Origin of the sequence: Acinetobacter sp. 'aerobic (ED)' (genome assembly GCF_904886855.1) — a bacterium.
Lineage (GTDB): Bacteria > Pseudomonadota > Gammaproteobacteria > Pseudomonadales > Moraxellaceae > Acinetobacter > Acinetobacter courvalinii.
In genome coordinates this window covers 39,083-55,670 of sequence record NZ_CAJHGI010000007.1, presented here as the reverse complement: position 1 = coordinate 55,670, position 16,588 = coordinate 39,083, and the positions used below count along the sequence as shown (strand labels likewise).

Here is a 16,588-nt window from a genome sequence, read left to right as displayed (position 1 = left end):
ATTAATTTGTAAAAAAACTCGATCAGTTCAAAGTTTAACGATGAACCAAGGCAAAAACGACACTTTAGCTAGTGGCATTTTTGCCTAACAAAAGTATAATTTTTAGGATACATATTATAAACATTTATTGTCATAAGGCGGACAGATGTCAGGATTACATACGTCTCCAAAGTTTTCGGGGTTTATTCGACGGTTAGTTGAAGACAGTCATCTGTCTGCAACAACCATGCAAACAGCGATTGATACAGCTAAAAAAGCACGTCAAGATATCGTTGCACATTTAATTGAACATCATCGTTTATCACCACTCACCATTGCTGAAACCATTGCAGCCGAGTTTGGTGAGCCGCTATTTGATCTGGCCGTATACGATACCGCCCTGTTACCGCGTGATCTGGCCGACAACAAACTGATTCAGAAACATCGAGTCGCGCCCCTGCTGCAGCGGGGTCAGATTTTATACGTTGCGACTAGCAATCCAACCAATATTGAAGCGCTGGATGCCATTCGCTTTAACACCAAGCTCAATATCGAACCGATCATTGTTGAGCACACCAAACTCGAAAAACTGATTGAACAGCAATTTGGCGATTCAGGCAGTTTCGATTTTGGCGATAGTGAAGATTTTGATCTGGATATTGATGTAACTCAGGATCCAGCCAAAGAAGAAGACGATGCCCCACAAGGTGATGAGTCTCCGATTGTTAAATATATCAATAAATTATTAATCGATGCGATTCGTATGGGGGCATCCGATTTACATTTTGAACCCTATGAAAAGATGTATCGGGTGCGTTACCGCGTCGATGGAGTGCTGCGTCAAATTGCCACGCCGCCCTTACAAATGGCAACGCGATTAGCTTCTCGCTTGAAAGTCATGTCGCAAATGGACATTTCAGAAAAGCGGATGCCGCAAGATGGCCGTATTAAATTAAAGCTGTCTAAAACCAAAGCCATCGACTTCCGTGTCAACTCACTGCCGACACTGTTTGGTGAGAAGCTGGTGCTGCGTATTCTTGATCCATCCAGTGCCATGCTCGGGATTGAAGCGCTGGGTTACGAAGACGAGCAAAAAGCCTTATTTATGGAAGCGCTGGATAAGCCTCAAGGCATGCTGCTGATTACCGGCCCAACCGGCTCCGGTAAAACCGTGTCTTTGTATACCGGTTTGAATATCCTCAATACCGAAGATACCAATATTTCTACTGCCGAAGATCCGGTCGAGATCAATCTGGAAGGGATTAATCAGGTCAACGTCAATCCTAAAACCGGTCTGACCTTCTCTGCTGCATTGAAAGCATTCTTACGTCAGGATCCAGACATCATCATGGTCGGTGAGATCCGTGACCTGGAAACCGCAGAAATTGCCATTAAAGCCGCCCAAACTGGTCATATGGTGATGTCGACACTGCATACCAACAGTGCGCCTGAAACCTTGACCCGTTTGCGCAATATGGGTGTGCCGTCCTTCAACATTGCCACTTCGGTCAATCTGGTGATTGCACAACGTCTGGCACGTCGCTTATGCTCGCAATGTAAGGCACCCATTGATATTCCAAAACAAAGCCTGTTAGAGCTTGGCTTTACTGAGCAGGATATGGCCGATCCCGATTTCAAGATTTTTCAACCGGTGGGCTGTGCCGAATGTCGCGAAGGTTATAAAGGCCGTGTCGGCGTCTATGAAGTCATGAAAGTTACGCCAGAAATTTCCAGAATTATTATGGAAGACGGCAATGCCTTACAGATTGCAGCGGCATCCGAACAAGCAGGTTTTAATAATTTACGCCGTTCAGGTTTAAAAAAGGTGATGCAGGGAATTACCTCTTTGCAAGAAATTAACCGCGTGACAAGTGAATAAAATCAATAAAAAGGATTAATAATCATGGCAGCTAAAAAAGCGCAAATGATGCCAACTTTTGCTTATGAAGGGGTTGACCGGAAAGGGGCAAAAATTAAAGGGGAATTACCGGCACGTAATATGGCTTTGGCGAAAGTCACCTTACGTAAACAAGGGGTCACCATTAAGAATATTCGGGAAAAACGCAAGAATATTCTTGAAGGCCTGATGAAGAAAAAAGTGACCACGCTGGATATCACGATTTTTACCCGCCAATTGGCCACCATGATGAAAGCAGGTGTACCCTTGGTACAGGGCTTTGAAATCGTGGCCGAAGGCTTGGAAAATCCCTCTATGCGTGAAGTGGTGTTGGGGATCAAGGGCGAAGTTGAAGGCGGTAATACCTTTGCCGGTGCCTTGAAAAAGTATCCGCAATATTTTGATAACCTGTTCTGCTCGCTGGTGGAGTCGGGTGAACAATCAGGTGCACTCGAAACCATGTTAGACCGCGTTGCGATCTACAAAGAAAAAAGCGAGCTGCTCAAGCAGAAAATTAAAAAGGCCATGAAATACCCGGCTACAGTGATTGTGGTGGCTGTGATTGTGACCATTATTCTGATGGTGAAAGTGGTACCGGTATTTCAGGACCTGTTCAGTTCTTTTGGCGCAGACCTTCCGGCATTTACCAAAATGGTGGTGAACATGTCCAAGTGGATGCAAGAGTACTGGTTTATCCTGATTATCGTGATTGGTGCCATTATTGCTGCCTTTCTGGAAGCGAAAAAGCGCAGCAAGAAATTCCGCGATCTGCTCGATAAAATGGCTTTGAAAGCGCCTATTTTTGGCGATCTGGTTTATAAAGCCATTATTGCGCGCTATAGCCGTACCTTGGCCACGACGTTTGCCGCAGGTGTCCCACTGATTGATGCATTAGAATCAACGGCGGGAGCCACCAATAACGTAATTTATGAAGAAGCGGTCATGAAAATCCGCGAAGATGTTGCCGCAGGTCAGCAACTGCAGTTCGCCATGCGAGTTTCGAACCGCTTCCCTTCAATGGCGATTCAAATGGTCGCGATTGGTGAAGAATCAGGTGCCTTAGACAGCATGCTGGATAAGGTTGCCACCCATTATGAAAACGAAGTCGACAATGCCGTAGATGGTTTAACCTCTATGATGGAACCGCTGATCATGGCTATACTGGGTATCTTAGTCGGTGGTCTGGTTGTTGCCATGTATCTACCAATCTTCCAAATGGGTTCTGTGGTCTAATTCGCATGCAACAAATGATTAATTATTTTATTGAAAACCCGACTGCACTGTATCTTGCAGTTGGGCTTTTTAGTTTATGTATCGGCAGCTTTTTAAATGTTGTTATCTTCCGCACGCCCAAGATGATGGAACAAGAGTGGCAGCAGGAATGTCAGATGCTCCTGCATCCTGAACAACCGATAATTGACCAAAGTAAACTGACACTGAGTCAACCCGCTTCGACTTGTCCCAAGTGTGACACTCCTATTCGCTGGTACCAGAATATTCCTGTGATTAGCTGGTTAGCCCTGCGGGGTAAATGTGGCAGCTGCCAGAATCCGATCAGTATCCGTTATCCGCTGATTGAACTATTGACCATGCTGTGCTCTCTAGTGGTCGTTGCAGTCTATGGCCCAACCCTGCAAATGCTGTTCGGTTTAGTACTGACCTGGGTCTTGATCACACTGACCTTTATTGATTTCGACACCCAATTGCTACCCGATCGCTTTACCCTTCCCCTCGCTGCCTTAGGTTTAGGAATTAATAGTTATGCCATTTATACCTCGGCCAGTCTGGCAATCTGGGGCTATATCATTGGTTTTTTATGTCTCTGGATCGTGTACTACATTTACAAATTACTCAAAGATAAAGAAGGCATGGGCTATGGCGACTTTAAACTGTTAGCCGCCTTAGGTGCATGGATGGGGCCAATGCTGCTGCCTTTAATTGTGCTACTCTCTTCAATGGTCGGTGCGATTATTGGTATTATTCTGCTGAAAATGCGTGGTGAAAATCAGCCATTTGCATTTGGTCCTTATATTGCAATTGCAGGCTGGATCGCCTTTTTATGGGGTGATCAAATCATGAAAGTTTATTTAGGTGGTTAATATGGGTTTTATCTTGGGGATTACAGGCGGTATTGGTAGTGGGAAATCGGCTGCGACCCAATGGTTTGAATCTCAAGGTATTAGCGTAGTCGATGCCGACGTTGTGGCCAGAGAAGTGGTTGAGCCAGGCCAGCCTGCATTACAGGCAATACAGCAAGCCTTTGGCGACTGGGTCTTATTGGAAGACGGCAATTTAGATCGCAGAGCACTACGTGAGCATATTTTCCAGTTTCCGCAAGCCCGTCAAACGCTGGAAAAAATCACCCACCCCGCCATTCGCCAGTCCATTATCCAGCAATTACAACAGGCCGAAAGTCCTTATGTAATTTTGGTTTCACCCTTACTTTTTGAAACTAACCAGCATCAACTTACACACCATACCTTGCTGGTGGATGCTGATGAACAAACCCAGCTACAACGGGCCAGTCAGCGAGATGGACAAAGCGAAGAACAGATCCGTAAAATCATTGCGGCACAAATGCCCCGTGCGCAAAAACAACAGCTTGCCAATGATATTGTCGTCAATGATGGTTTATTGGAGCATCTGCATCAACAACTAAAACCATTGCACTTGAGTTATTTACAACGCGCAGAACACGCCTTCTAACCTTGTTTCTGCCGGGCCAATTATGCAGCCAGACTATCTTTACGCAACCAGCGCCATGGCTGCAATGCACCGATTCCCATCCCGATCAGGCCACACACAATCGCAGCATTCAACGGTTCATTGAGTAAAGGCACGGCAATAAGCGCAGCAATGAAGGGGGCCAAGGTGACAATACTGCCTGTTTTAAATGCCCCTAATCGCTCAATGGCTGCCACATAAGTCAGGGTTGCCACAATAACCACCAGCACACCATGAAAAAGCCCCTGAATCAATAAATGTGCAGGCGTTGCTTCATGGAAATGCTTGGGAATAAATAGAAGATAAATAGGGAGATAAATAATTGCAGACCAGATCACCACACCTGCGGTTGCGTGCCAGGCTGAGAGCTTCCACTGCTTCAGCAAAACCGTGAAAATCCCCCACCAGATTGCACTGACAAATAGAAGTAGATCCCCGATGCCTAATCCCGAGGCTTGATCATGCAACATCAAATAGCTCATCAGCAGCAATGCACTCATCATAATGATCAGACTGGCCCAAGTATGCTTATCAAAAGGTTGTCTAAACAAGACATAGGCAGCGACGGCGGTACACAGCGGAATACAGCCATTCAGGAAAATGGCTGCATGAGCAGCGGGTGCATGTAAAAAGGCGCTATACACCGTAAGGCAATACACCAGTCCGCCAATCAGCGCCAAAATCACGGGTCGCGGATTCCATAAAAAAGCGAGATCTTTTTTATAGATCAAAACTGGCAATAAAATCAGGGAAGCAATGGCAAAACGCATGGCCACCAGATCCCAGACACTGACATGCCAGTGTGCGTTGAGACGGGAAAAAATCGTAAATCCGCCCCAGATACACATGGTGATCAGGACAAAGAAATAGCCTTGCGTACGAGCAGTCATCTGGGCTTACATAGAACAATATGAGCTTAAATTATACACCACGTTGACGGCAGGCTTCATACAGTGCCATACCTGTTGCCACGCTGACATTTAAACTTTGCAGGTCACCCGACATCGGGATATACACGGTATGATCACATTGTGACTGGGTAATCGGTCTTAAACCGGTATCTTCAGCACCCATCACAATCACCACAGGACCTTTAAAATCACATTGATGGATTGGCAATGCTTTTTCATCTAGCATGGTCCCAATTACACGGGTATGCGTGCTGTCTTTCAGATGTGCCAAGGTTCTTGCCAGATTGGTCACTTGAATAAACTTAACTTTCTCGGCCCCACCCGCGGCAACCTTACGTGCTGTCGGTGTCAGACTAGCTGAACGGTCACGTGGCACAATCACTGCCTGAACACCCATCGCTGCCGCGGTACGGATACACGCGCCAAGATTGTGCGGGTCAGTCACCTGATCAAGCGCCAGTAACAACGCATCTGGTGACTGCTGCATGAGTTCATCCAGATCTTTTTCATTCAAAGTCGGATGTGGGCGCACCGCGGCAACCACCCCTTGATGGAAGGGTAAACCTGCCAGTTTTTCCAGACTGTCACGACTGGCTTTTTGAATACTGATCCCGAAAGGTTCGGCCAGTTGCAAGATCTTTTGCAAACGCTGGTCATCTCGACCTTTTAATGTAAATAAAGTCAAAACGCGTTCAGGCTCTAACTCCAACAATGACTCCACCGAATGAACGCCATAATAATATTCAGGTTTTGCCATGAACGACCTCGTTTAGCACGTCCTCTTTTGTATAAAAAAGAGTGTTAGGAATATTGAAAAATAAAAATCCTGCAAAGTGACTTTACAGGCGAGGAGCGATTATAGCTCCGCAAGAGTACCTAATAAAAAAATCCTGCAAAATGACTTTACAGGATTTCTATTGGCTCTAGTGTACTCGATTTAGAAAGGAATAGGTTAGCCTTCTAAATGACAGACATAATCGAGGACATCGTCTGCTTCAATCAGGAAGGTACTATTGCCAGGGACATAGAATGATTGCCCTGCACGGAATAATTCACTTTCTGTACTATCTGCGATTTTTACACGACATTCGCCAGAAATAATTTCCATACGCTCTGGCACGTGTGTTTCAAAAGTTAAAGGCTGTTCAGTGGGTAAAATTACACCTAAAGTCTTTTTTGTACCATCTTCAAATTGTACGGTGTGGCTAATACATGCCCCGCCAAAATACACATTCGATTTCTTAATGACCGTTACATGATCAAACTGCACTGAACTCATGCGTACTCTCCAAATAATGCCGCATTTATATTAGGTTATGCTGGACGTAGTTTAATTGTGCCGTGACAACTAATCAATCCATTTTCTGGGCTAAACATAGCAATTTTCATACCTGAGCCCAGATTAACAAAGCAACGCTTTGTCTGGGCGCAAGTCGAGCAGCTATGCTGTGAGTGGCGAGGAAAGCAAAGCGAAACTTTGCCCGAGCGCAAGACGAGTAGCTCTGCTACGAGTGACGAGGATTAACAAAGCATGAGAAGCATGGCTTCGTAAGGTCCGAGCGCAAGACGAGCAGCCAAGCTGCGAGTGGCGAAAGCTTTGTCCGAGCACAAGTCCTTGCACCCTATATGACTCATATACTGTACATAGTGTCGGACAAACAAATTGGATCTACTCAACGCAAAACCTGAGCTCCCCCGCTATAGATGTTGAAGAAAAAGCCAAGAAGTCAAACACATCACAAAATAACCCTCTATCCGCACAGTAAATCAGGAAATTCCACCATTCAACTCTTGTAGCAACTTTAAAACTTCTCTATCTTTAAGCAAAAGATTCTGTGCATTGGATGCGTTTATGCTCACCCATTTAACTTTAATTAATTTTGCACTCGCCGACCATCTGGCTTTAGATATTGAACAAGGCTTCAATGTATTGACTGGTGAAACTGGCGCGGGCAAATCATTATTGTTAGATGCGCTATCTGCATGTCTGGGTGAACGTACCGATACCAATTATGTCCGCTATGGCGCGGACAAAGCAGATGTGACTGCCGTATTTAGCTATCAGGCAGAGAGTGCCGAAGCACAATGGCTCGCTGAACATGAACTGGATGATGATTCAGGTGAAATCCATTTAAGACGTGTGATTTTTGCCACAGGCCGTAGCAAGGCCTGGATTAATGGCCGTCCGAGTAGTTTAGCCGAACTCAAGGAAATCGGCCGTTTACTGGTACAACTCTATAGCCAGCACAGTCAACAACAGTTATTAGAGCCGCCTTATCCAAAACGCTGGCTGGACCGTTATCACAATTTTGCTGAACCCTCGAATGCCGTTCGTGAAGCCTATAGTACCTGGCAAAAGAATATCCGCCAGCATCAAGCAGCATTGGATGCACAGGCAACACGCATTCAGAAAATACAAAATCTCGAGTCCCAGATTGAAGAACTCGAAGACGTGGTTCAAACTGATTATCGGGACATTGAACAGGAGTTTGATCGACTCAGCCATCATGAACATATCATGCAGGACTGTAGCTATAGCCTGAATGTCTTAGACGAAGCGGAACAGAATATTACCCAGGAAGTGGCATCGATCATCCGCCGCCTGGAGTCTCATGCGGGTCGTAGTGAGCAGCTCGCCAATATCTATAATGCTTTGTTGAATGCACAAAGTGAAATTGATGATGCTACGGCAAGCCTGCGTCAGTTTATTGATCGTCAAAGCTTTGATCCGGAGCGGATGGAACAACTGAATGCGACGTTGGAGGTATTCCATCGTCTGGCCCGCAAGCATCGCACCCAACCCGAATTACTCAAGCAGGAATATGAAAGCTGGCAACAGGAATTAGAACAGCTACATCAGTTGGAAGATCCAGAAACACTGGCGGAACAGGTTGAAGTCTCCTATCAGGACTTTATGCAAAAAGCCCAGCATTTAGATGAGATTCGTCGTGCAGCAGCGATTCCATTAGCGAAACAGCTCACCGAACAGGTCAAACCATTGGCACTGCCTGAAGCACACTTCGAGTTTAAGTTTGAACCCTTAGAACCTGCCAATGCAGAAGGCTTAAGCTTTATTCAGCTCTTATTTACTGCCAATAAAGGCATTCCGCCACAACCACTGGCGCGCGTAGCATCCGGAGGTGAGTTGTCACGTATTGCCCTGGTCATGCAGGTCATGAATGCAGAAAAAACAGATGCTGAAGTGCTGGTATTTGATGAAATTGATGTCGGGATCAGTGGAGGCACAGCTGAAGTGGTGGGACGCTTACTGGCGGATCTCGCCCAGCACGTCCAATTATTATGTATCACTCATCAGGCTCAGGTTGCAGCACAGTCTGACCAACATCTGCTGGTGAAGAAACAACAAACCGACCCGGCCAGCAGTACCATTATCGAACTGGGCGAAGAGCAACGTATTTTAGAGCTGGCGCGCATGTCGGGCGGCGTTGAAATTAGTGAGACCACTTTGCAACATGCCAGACAGTTACGACAGCTAAAATTTCAGTCGGCCTGAGCCAAGGCATAAAATATGAGAAAATAATTGGCGAAATCCGATTAACTCTTGTATGTTGATAAAAAGAACCTATATAGATAGATCAGCACCATACATTGAGGGAGAACCGCCTAGGTGACGAAACAATATCTAACTCACCGTTGTCTCATCGCCCCACCTGACATGGCCGATGACTTCTTTGCCAATACGGTCATTTACGTGGCTCGCCATGACGAAGATGGCGCTCAAGGTATTATCATCAATCGCCCTTCTGAATTACAGATCAAAGAATTACTCAATGATTTAGAAATTGATGCCGATAATGTGCATCCGCATGCGGTATTGCAGGGCGGTCCATTACGCCCGGAAGCAGGTTTTGTGTTACATACCGGTCAACCGACATGGCATTCGTCGATTGCCGTGGGCGAAAACGTCTGCATTACCACCAGTAAGGATATTCTGGATGCGATCGCGCATAATGAAGGGGTGGGTCGCTATCAGATTGCCCTGGGTTATGCCAGCTGGAGCAAAAACCAGCTTGAAGAAGAAATTACCCGCGGTGACTGGCTGATCTGTGAGTCGGATATGGATCTGATTTTCAATCTGCCTTATGGTGACCGTTGGGATGCCGCCTACAAGAAAATTGGGGTAGACCGCACCTGGTTTGCATCCGAGATTGGTCATGCCTGATATGCAAACAGCTCAATCAATTATGGCCTTTGATTTTGGTACGCAGAAAATGGGGATGGCGATTGGACAATCCACGATTGAAAGTAGCAATCCCCTGCCCTTATTTGCCATGAAAGATGGTATTCCAGACTGGGATAAACTGTTAAAGATCGTCAAGGAATGGCAACCGACCTTATTTTTGGTGGGCTTACCGCTGAATATGGATGACTCTGAATCTGAACTGTCGGCACGTGCACGGAAATTCGCTCGTCGTTTACACCATCAAACCAATATTCAAACCTGGATGGTAGATGAACGTCTGACCACGCGTGAAGCCAGAGAAGAACTCGAATCTTATCAGAGCAAAGGTCAGGCCAAACGTTTATCTGCGGATAGCTTTGCCGCTGCATTATTAATTCAAAGCTGGTATCGCGATCCTGCCGGGATTACCCCTTAGCAAAAACCATCTTTTTATCATTAAGCGGCGTTCCATGCCGCTTTTTGTTGTCTCATTCTTGAATGAATTAGAGCACTTGGGAACCGTATGGATTATTTTTCAATAATTCTCACAGTCGCGGTACGCCCTGACACAAAAGCCAATGGATTATGCGGTTGCTCATCCAGTACAATTTTTACCGGTACACGCTGCGCCAGACGTACCCAGCTAAAGGTTGGATTCACATTTGCCAATAAATTTGAACTGCCAGAACGCTCACGGTCTTCAATCCCTGAAGCAATCCCCTGCACATGACCACGAATCTGTTGACGATCACCCATCAGCTGTACCGTTGCAGCATCACCGACATGAATACGGTTGAGTTTGGTTTCTTCAAAATAACCGACTACATAAAGTTGCTGACGGTCTAATAATGCCGCCACGGCTTGCCCAACCTTGACATAGTTACCGACACGTAAATCAAAGTTCGATAAAGTACCATCCGCTGGTGCAACCACTTCAGAACGATGCAAATTCAACTGGGCCAAATGCAGCGTGCTATTGGCCACCTCAATCAAGGCCTGTTGTTGCTGGATCGCAGCATTGGCCTGTTCGATATTGGCAGTCAGTTGCTCTTTCTCTGCAATCGCTTGATCACGTGTCGCAAAGACTTGATCCTGTTCTTGCTTGGAAATGGCACCATCCATCAAGCTGACATAACGCGCAGCATTTTTCTCCGCCAGTTTCATATTGGCTTCAGTTTTGACCAGACTGGCTTTGGCACCTGCCAGATTGGCATGTGCCTGCGCCAAACCGGCTTTGGCTTTGGCTAAATCCGATTTGGCTTGTTCCACATCCAGCGCCTGACGTGCCACATCAATTTTAAACAGCACCTGACCTTTTTTCACGCTCTGGTTGTCCTGCACCAGCACTTCGGTGACCAACCCATTGACATCGGAGGCCACCTGAATCACATCGCCACGAATACGGCCATCCCGTGTCCACGGTGCAGCATTGTAGTAATTCCATAAATGCACCACCGTATATACTGCGATCAGGACCGCCACAAGTAATACAATTGGACGGATGACTTTTCTCACATCAAATGCATTCATGTTCATTACCTTTACCATTTATCTTTAAATCATTAAATTTCATAGATGCGTTATTCAAAACACTTAAGCCCAGAACCATACAAATAACCCGTGCACCAGCAGCAAGAGTCCCAAGTAAAAGCACAAATTAAAAATACTCGGCAGTGCAATCCAGCCCTTACTGATCAGCCGATCAAGCCATGGACCTGCAAGCTTAAACAACACATAGGCAATAATGGCCTGTACCAAAAGAATCGGAATATAAATGCCATAAAGATTAAGTTCACCCATGAGATATACCTAAGCCATACATGTCTGAATAGCGCTGTTCTGTGGAAATATGACCAATGCTTTCGCAGATATTATTCAGCGAAATCAGTAGTCGTTGACGTAATTGAGCATCTTCAATCTGTGGAGCAATATGCTGCAAACGCGCGATTTGCTGCACGATCTCTGCTGGAAAATGATGGATCGACAGTTGCTTCTCTTGGGCCTGAAAATACGCGGTCAGTTGTTGCTGTAACCCATTCACTTCTTGTTGCAGTTCTGCCAGTTGCGGCAATTTCTGGCTAATTTCCTGTAAACGGACCAGATCCACAATTGAGCTACTTTCCACCAAAGCATTTTGAATCGCTGTTTTAATTTCTGGATTTTGTACCATCTTGGTATTCAATACACCGACGCGATCCAGCATGCTGCGTAAATGAATCTTGAAGTCACTACCATAAGACAGATGTAATGCCTGACGCATGGCCTGATAATGCAAGGCCAGAATCCGTGTCGCACTGGTATCCGGAGAAACCGCGCGTACCAGATCAATCACAATCAGCGATACCATCACCCCTAGGACCATAGCAAAGGAACTGTCCAGATAAGACACGGCATCCATGGTGTATTGATTATGCAAGTTCAAACCCATCATGGTATTAATGCCCAGTACCATACCGATTGGCATCAGCATCTGGTTTGCCATCATGGTCACGGCCACCAGAAACACCGGGAACAATACCAGTGCCAACTGCCAGAAGTGAGTGACGTGCGGGAAGATACCAAAGGCATATAGAAACACCAGACCTGCCGAAACGATACTGCCCCAGATAAAGATGCGTAACACTGGCACCGGATTATCCAGAGCGGTCAGGATACAGGCCGTGATGGCACCCATTTGCGCCATCATGAAGCCGGCTTTCCAGCCTGATAAAATCCAGGCACCGGTAACAATAAACGTGATCAGCACGGCACTAATGCCACCGCGAATGGCAATACCATGATCGCGGTGCAAACTCGGATACTTGGTAGTGATCGAGGTAATTTCAGCAGGTATATCTTTTTTGCCCTGCTGGATCTGTTGCCAGATCAGTTTTACCGCCAGCATATTGGCAATAAAATGACGCACATCCATTTTCAAGGCTGCCAGTACAATTTGCTGTTCAGGCGTTGCAATCGACATCAACTCAGCAAAGTCCTGTTCAAAGCTATCAGGCAATGTTTGTAAATCTGCTGGTGTTAAACCCCGTTCCTGTTTTAAAAAGGTCAAGGTATCCTGACGAAGCCGATCTAAATGTGGGGTCAGACTGGTCAATTGCATTTGCCCGAGCTGTTTCACCCGTTGCGACAAAGCCACCAGATTCGCTACCACCAAAGACACCTGATGCAGCATTTCCTGCAGCGGTTTGGTCATGCCATTGAGCTCACCTTTTTCATAAGCCAGATGCACGGCCAAGGCATGAATATCGGAAGCATCACGGGTAATGACCGATAAAACCTGGGTGTAGTTTTCTGGTTCTTTCTGCGCGGTAATCAAACGCTCAAAGGTATTTTCCAGATCATTCAGGGTTTTATTGACCCGCTGCTTGATCATGGCCCCGACATGAACCGGAAAAAAGGTGGCTGAGACCACGGCGGTGGCCACCACTCCAATCGAAATTTCCAGCACCCGCGCCATGGCAATATCAAAAATATTATAGGTATCGATATACGTAATCGCGTTATACACAATCATTGCCGTGGAATACCCCGCCAGCATGAACACATAACTGCGCGGCGTGCGGTCAAGTAACGACACATACAAGGCAAAACCGACCCATAAAGACAGGATAATGGTGAATAACCACGGCGTATTAATAAAATGCGGTGTCAGCAATAAGGCAATGATTGCCCCCGCAACGGTTCCCACTAAACGGTACACACATTTGGAGGACACCATCCCTGAATAAGGATTGGCAATAATCAGCACGGTACCAATCGACCACATCGGATTGATCAGGTCCAGTTCAAACGAGATAAACAATGCCAGCATACCTGCTACAAATGTTTTGCACGCAAAGATGATGTCGAGTCGACTCGGTCTAAAAGCCAACAACTGTTTAAATAGCATGAACATGTCTCAATTCAGAGTCAGTTTGATCCTCATCACATCAATAAATAGGTGACGACTTGTCCAGACTGATCTGAAGGATTCAAATCAGGGCAATTGATAGGAATAAAACTGGATATTGGGAGTGATATACAATGCTTGTGCTTGGTATGTTTAGAGAGATTTCCCTAAAAATAATTATCCAAATAAGACATTGTGCTGCTAATTTTTTCAAAACAAAGCGAATTAGTCAACATAAATTATCACTATTTGATAATTTTTAATTTTAATCTAAAATAATGACACTGATATTTCAGTATTTTCTCAACAACGGCCTCTATTTCCTGATCGAAGCTGAGCAAATTTAAAATCCCATACCCCACTTAAGCCTTTTCTGTTATAAAGCAATAAAAGTTCGGTTTTCACGTTATTTGGCAAGGAGTAGACAACGCATCATGGCAATTTCGAGTTTTGGTAAAATTCTCACCGTACTGGATTTATTTTCAGTTTCACGTCCGATTATCAATGTCGATATCATTTGTGATGAGCTTGGTCTTTCTAAACCTACCGCCTATCGTTATTTAAAAGAACTGGTCTCGGCCGATATTCTCAAGCGCATTAGTGGTACCTCGGGTGACTATACCCTTGGTTCTAAAATTGCGGTACTTGACTATATTTCGCATAGTACAGATCCTCTGGTTCAGATCAGCATTCCGTTTATGCGCGATATTGTGGAACGCACCGAATTGTGCTGTTTACTCACCTATTTAAATCATGATTACTGTATCGATCTGCATCATGAGACCTTTAAGGATGCCGAATTACTGTCTTTTGGCCGAGGTTGTCCACGTCCGGTGTATATTGGCGCTTCACCTAAAATCGTGATCGCTCATTTATCCAAGCAACGGATTCAGGCCTATTATCAGCAGTTTTCAAAAGAATTGGCACAAGTCGGATTTGCGCAGACCCAGGAAGAGTTCATTCAACATATGCGCAAAATCAAGAAACAAGGCTTCTATTTATCTGAAGGTGAAATTGATCCTCAACTGTGTAGTTTGTCAGTACCTATCCGTTTCTCCAGTAAAGAAGCACCGATTGCACTGACCCTGGTAGCCTCGAAGAACCGTTTTGACTTCATCAATATTCAAAAGCTGATTGAAATTTTGCAGAATAATGCCCATCAGATTGAACATAAATTTGTAAGCTTGTCTGAGAGCCAAGGCCAGCCAGTTTGAGAATATTAAAAAACTTTTACATTTTACACGGTTGTAAATAGCAACAAATTCTCATATGATGATTATGTTCTTCAGCATACTCTCCCAAAAGAGCATGACTTTCCTCAGAGAACTAAGCTCATCGTTGTTATGGGCTTTTTTCTTGTCTCGCCATCCATCAGGCAATAAAAAAGCCCTCTCAATCGAAGGCTTTTTGGTATTCAACTAGAGCTTAGGGCTGTTTTAAATACGGCCACGCAGCTTTCATATAAATAAACATCGACCATAAGGTTAGAATCACGGCAGCATACAGCAAGGCATATGCCCAGATTTCTAGCGGTTTCCAGTTCAACAGGAACACACTGATCGCAATCATTTGAAAGGCGGTTTTGTATTTTCCGACCGTTGAAACCGCAACACTGGTACGCGCACCAAGTTCCGCCATCCATTCACGTAAGGCAGATACGGTAATCTCCCGCGAAATAATCACGATCGCAGCAAAGGCCATGGAAATGGTGGGTTGCCATTGCACCAGAACGATCAGAGCCGCTGCAACCATTAACTTGTCTGCAACCGGATCCAGAAAGCGTCCAAAGGCCGAGGTCTGATTCAGGGTTCGTGCCAGATAGCCATCAAACCAGTCGGTTATAGCTGCCAGAACAAAGATCGCTGTCAGTACCATATGACGCACCATGCCCCCATGATGCTCAGCAATTCCAATTGCTGGTGGCCAGTAAGCAATCACCAGAAACACGGGAATCAGGGCAATACGTGCCAAGGTTAAGATATTAGGAATGTTCAGGATTTGCCCTGTGCTCATAAACACCGCCATGTTGTTCGCATCAAATGCAGTTTGCACAAAGGATGTGCTGAGATTGTATTCATGTGTAGGCAACTTTATACGAAATGCACCGCAGTGTCGACTAGGCAAAAACCGCAACTGTTTGTCTAAGCACCGCAATTAAACGGTTTTCACGGTTCCACAGATAAGCATATTCGGTGGAATAACCATGTTCTGCATACTCGGTCACAACTTTATACTTAAACCAGTCTTGCACCTGCTCCGCCACCGGATGTAAATAGGTAATCTGCCATGATAAAGAACTTGCCGGTGCAGGTATTTTAAACATCGGCAACACCCCCGGCGGCCACACGTCCATCAAGGCAAACAGATCAGGGAGCTGCATGGCACGGTTCTGGTGCAAATCGGGTGAAAAACGGCTCCATCCACCAAAATCAGGCGCTTTACTGCCAGCCATTGGATAACTGCCTTCAGCCCAGCACAGTTCAAAATGCTGTAAACATTCAGGCATTAAGCCTTCAATATAAAAGGTTTTATCGAGTTGCTCTGGCGTCGGATAAGCAGGCACCTGTGGCAAGTTTTCAACATGAATCCGGGACTCACGCGCTGAACCAAAGCTGGCGATCAAGATCGTTTGTACAGCCTCGTTCTGCCATAACCTCACTTCCAGCGTAGTCACCGACTTGCCTTCACGTAAGACTTCCTCGGTAATATTGGCTTGTCCTTGCTGTACCGGGCCCACAAACGTGATATTACAGCTCAGCAGTTGTTTTGCTGCATCTTGTACAATACTTAAAGCTTTCTGGATCAGAATGCCTGCGACCAGTCCTCCAAACACGGTACGGCCTTGCAGCCAGCCTGATGGGATATCAATACACTGTTGTTGTTCAACCTGCTGATAGAGCGGAAGCAATGACATCATTTTTCCTTCATGATCAAAACGTCCTATCTTTGAACGTTTTTCATATTTTGTGAATGATCATTGATACAGTCTGAACAGGACGATTAAGTCA

The 16,588-nt window shown here is 45.5% G+C and carries 16 protein-coding genes; 8 read left to right on the top strand and 8 right to left on the bottom strand.

Annotation, left to right across the window (positions count from 1 at the left end):
• Window positions 1–145 precede the first annotated feature (145 nt).
• From pilB to coaE, 4 genes are read left to right on the top strand one after another with little or no spacing between them, the layout of a single operon-like run.
• A complete protein-coding gene (gene pilB / locus JO943_RS14190) occupies window positions 146–1,858 on the top strand; it encodes a type IV-A pilus assembly ATPase PilB (protein WP_032870576.1) in 1,713 nt (570 codons plus the stop codon).
• Window positions 1,859–1,882: 24 nt separating this feature from the next.
• A complete protein-coding gene (locus JO943_RS14185; protein WP_202741145.1) occupies window positions 1,883–3,109 on the top strand; it encodes a type II secretion system F family protein in 1,227 nt (408 codons plus the stop codon).
• A gap of 5 nt (window positions 3,110–3,114) precedes the next feature.
• Window positions 3,115–3,975 carry a prepilin peptidase gene (locus tag JO943_RS18630; RefSeq protein WP_202741144.1) on the top strand — a complete coding sequence of 287 codons (861 nt, stop codon included), beginning with the start codon at window positions 3,115–3,117 and terminating at the stop codon, window positions 3,973–3,975.
• 1 nt (window position 3,976) lies between these two features.
• A complete protein-coding gene (gene coaE / locus JO943_RS14175; RefSeq protein WP_202741143.1) occupies window positions 3,977–4,582 on the top strand; it encodes a dephospho-CoA kinase in 606 nt (201 codons plus the stop codon).
• 20 nt (window positions 4,583–4,602) lie between these two features.
• On the opposite strand, the gene JO943_RS14170 is transcribed toward coaE, so the two are convergent.
• The 3 genes from JO943_RS14170 to JO943_RS14160 all read right to left on the bottom strand — a co-directional run bounded on the left by JO943_RS14170 (window position 4,603) and on the right by JO943_RS14160 (window position 6,790).
• Window positions 4,603–5,490 (bottom strand): DMT family transporter, encoded by an 888-nt coding sequence (locus JO943_RS14170; protein ID WP_202741142.1) that lies wholly within the window; start codon window positions 5,488–5,490, stop codon window positions 4,603–4,605.
• 31 nt (window positions 5,491–5,521) lie between these two features.
• Window positions 5,522–6,268, bottom strand: coding sequence for a 23S rRNA (guanosine(2251)-2'-O)-methyltransferase RlmB (gene rlmB / locus JO943_RS14165; RefSeq protein ID WP_004774084.1), 747 nt, complete (start codon window positions 6,266–6,268; stop codon window positions 5,522–5,524).
• 195 nt (window positions 6,269–6,463) lie between these two features.
• Complete coding sequence (locus JO943_RS14160; protein WP_004774082.1) at window positions 6,464–6,790, bottom strand: pyrimidine/purine nucleoside phosphorylase; 327 nt, start codon at window positions 6,788–6,790, stop codon at window positions 6,464–6,466.
• A gap of 573 nt (window positions 6,791–7,363) precedes the next feature.
• Here JO943_RS14160 and recN point away from each other — a divergent pair.
• The 3 genes from recN to ruvX all read left to right on the top strand — a co-directional run bounded on the left by recN (window position 7,364) and on the right by ruvX (window position 10,130).
• Window positions 7,364–9,025 (top strand): DNA repair protein RecN, encoded by a 1,662-nt coding sequence (gene recN, locus JO943_RS14155; protein WP_199974223.1) that lies wholly within the window; start codon window positions 7,364–7,366, stop codon window positions 9,023–9,025.
• A gap of 114 nt (window positions 9,026–9,139) precedes the next feature.
• Window positions 9,140–9,694, top strand: coding sequence for a YqgE/AlgH family protein (locus tag JO943_RS14150; protein ID WP_004774079.1), 555 nt, complete (start codon window positions 9,140–9,142; stop codon window positions 9,692–9,694).
• Entirely contained in the window at window positions 9,687–10,130 is a 444-nt protein-coding gene (gene ruvX / locus JO943_RS14145; protein WP_202741141.1) for a Holliday junction resolvase RuvX, read from the top strand. Before JO943_RS14150 ends, ruvX begins: the two co-directional genes overlap by 8 nt.
• 92 nt (window positions 10,131–10,222) lie before the next feature.
• Here the strand turns inward: ruvX and JO943_RS14140 are convergent, their stop codons facing one another.
• From JO943_RS14140 to JO943_RS14130, 3 genes are all read right to left on the bottom strand, one after another.
• Window positions 10,223–11,224, bottom strand: a complete 1,002-nt coding sequence (locus JO943_RS14140; RefSeq protein WP_202741140.1) for an HlyD family secretion protein — start codon at window positions 11,222–11,224, stop codon at window positions 10,223–10,225.
• Between the two features lie 63 nt (window positions 11,225–11,287).
• The gene (locus JO943_RS14135; RefSeq protein WP_005226435.1) at window positions 11,288–11,494 is read right to left on the bottom strand and encodes a DUF1656 domain-containing protein; all 207 of its coding nucleotides are present in this window, start codon (window positions 11,492–11,494) and stop codon (window positions 11,288–11,290) included.
• Complete coding sequence (locus tag JO943_RS14130) at window positions 11,487–13,580, bottom strand: FUSC family protein (RefSeq protein WP_032870562.1); 2,094 nt, start codon at window positions 13,578–13,580, stop codon at window positions 11,487–11,489. Before JO943_RS14130 ends, JO943_RS14135 begins: the two co-directional genes overlap by 8 nt.
• 434 nt (window positions 13,581–14,014) lie before the next feature.
• Between JO943_RS14130 and JO943_RS14125 the strand changes: the two genes are divergently transcribed.
• Window positions 14,015–14,794 carry an IclR family transcriptional regulator gene (locus tag JO943_RS14125; RefSeq protein WP_202741139.1) on the top strand — a complete coding sequence of 260 codons (780 nt, stop codon included), beginning with the start codon at window positions 14,015–14,017 and terminating at the stop codon, window positions 14,792–14,794.
• Window positions 14,795–15,005: 211 nt separating this feature from the next.
• Here the strand turns inward: JO943_RS14125 and pgsA are convergent, their stop codons facing one another.
• Together pgsA and JO943_RS14115 are read right to left on the bottom strand one after the other, a co-directional pair.
• A complete protein-coding gene (pgsA, locus tag JO943_RS14120; RefSeq protein ID WP_104021904.1) occupies window positions 15,006–15,593 on the bottom strand; it encodes a CDP-diacylglycerol--glycerol-3-phosphate 3-phosphatidyltransferase in 588 nt (195 codons plus the stop codon).
• A gap of 103 nt (window positions 15,594–15,696) precedes the next feature.
• Window positions 15,697–16,494, bottom strand: a complete 798-nt coding sequence (locus JO943_RS14115) for a thioesterase family protein (protein WP_202741207.1) — start codon at window positions 16,492–16,494, stop codon at window positions 15,697–15,699.
• Between the last annotated feature and the right edge of the window lie 94 nt (window positions 16,495–16,588).

Bases quoted from the DNA above. Each gene is read 5' to 3' on its own strand.
- recN (WP_199974223.1), top strand. From the start codon at position 7,364: ATGCTCACCCATTTAACTTTAATTAATTTTGCACTCGCCGACCATCTG.
- ruvX (WP_202741141.1), top strand. From the start codon at position 9,687: ATGCCTGATATGCAAACAGCTCAATCAATTATGGCCTTTGATTTTGGT.
- pilB (WP_032870576.1), top strand. From the start codon at position 146: ATGTCAGGATTACATACGTCTCCAAAGTTTTCGGGGTTTATTCGACGG.
- rlmB (WP_004774084.1), bottom strand. From the start codon at position 6,268: ATGGCAAAACCTGAATATTATTATGGCGTTCATTCGGTGGAGTCATTG.
- pgsA (WP_104021904.1), bottom strand. From the start codon at position 15,593: ATGAGCACAGGGCAAATCCTGAACATTCCTAATATCTTAACCTTGGCA.
- JO943_RS14115 (WP_202741207.1), bottom strand. From the start codon at position 16,494: ATGTCATTGCTTCCGCTCTATCAGCAGGTTGAACAACAACAGTGTATT.
- JO943_RS14140 (WP_202741140.1), bottom strand. From the start codon at position 11,224: ATGAATGCATTTGATGTGAGAAAAGTCATCCGTCCAATTGTATTACTT.
- JO943_RS14125 (WP_202741139.1), top strand. From the start codon at position 14,015: ATGGCAATTTCGAGTTTTGGTAAAATTCTCACCGTACTGGATTTATTT.
- coaE (WP_202741143.1), top strand. From the start codon at position 3,977: ATGGGTTTTATCTTGGGGATTACAGGCGGTATTGGTAGTGGGAAATCG.
- JO943_RS14160 (WP_004774082.1), bottom strand. From the start codon at position 6,790: ATGAGTTCAGTGCAGTTTGATCATGTAACGGTCATTAAGAAATCGAAT.
- JO943_RS14185 (WP_202741145.1), top strand. From the start codon at position 1,883: ATGGCAGCTAAAAAAGCGCAAATGATGCCAACTTTTGCTTATGAAGGG.
- JO943_RS14135 (WP_005226435.1), bottom strand. From the start codon at position 11,494: ATGGGTGAACTTAATCTTTATGGCATTTATATTCCGATTCTTTTGGTA.
- JO943_RS14170 (WP_202741142.1), bottom strand. From the start codon at position 5,490: ATGACTGCTCGTACGCAAGGCTATTTCTTTGTCCTGATCACCATGTGT.
- JO943_RS18630 (WP_202741144.1), top strand. From the start codon at position 3,115: ATGCAACAAATGATTAATTATTTTATTGAAAACCCGACTGCACTGTAT.
- JO943_RS14130 (WP_032870562.1), bottom strand. From the start codon at position 13,580: ATGCTATTTAAACAGTTGTTGGCTTTTAGACCGAGTCGACTCGACATC.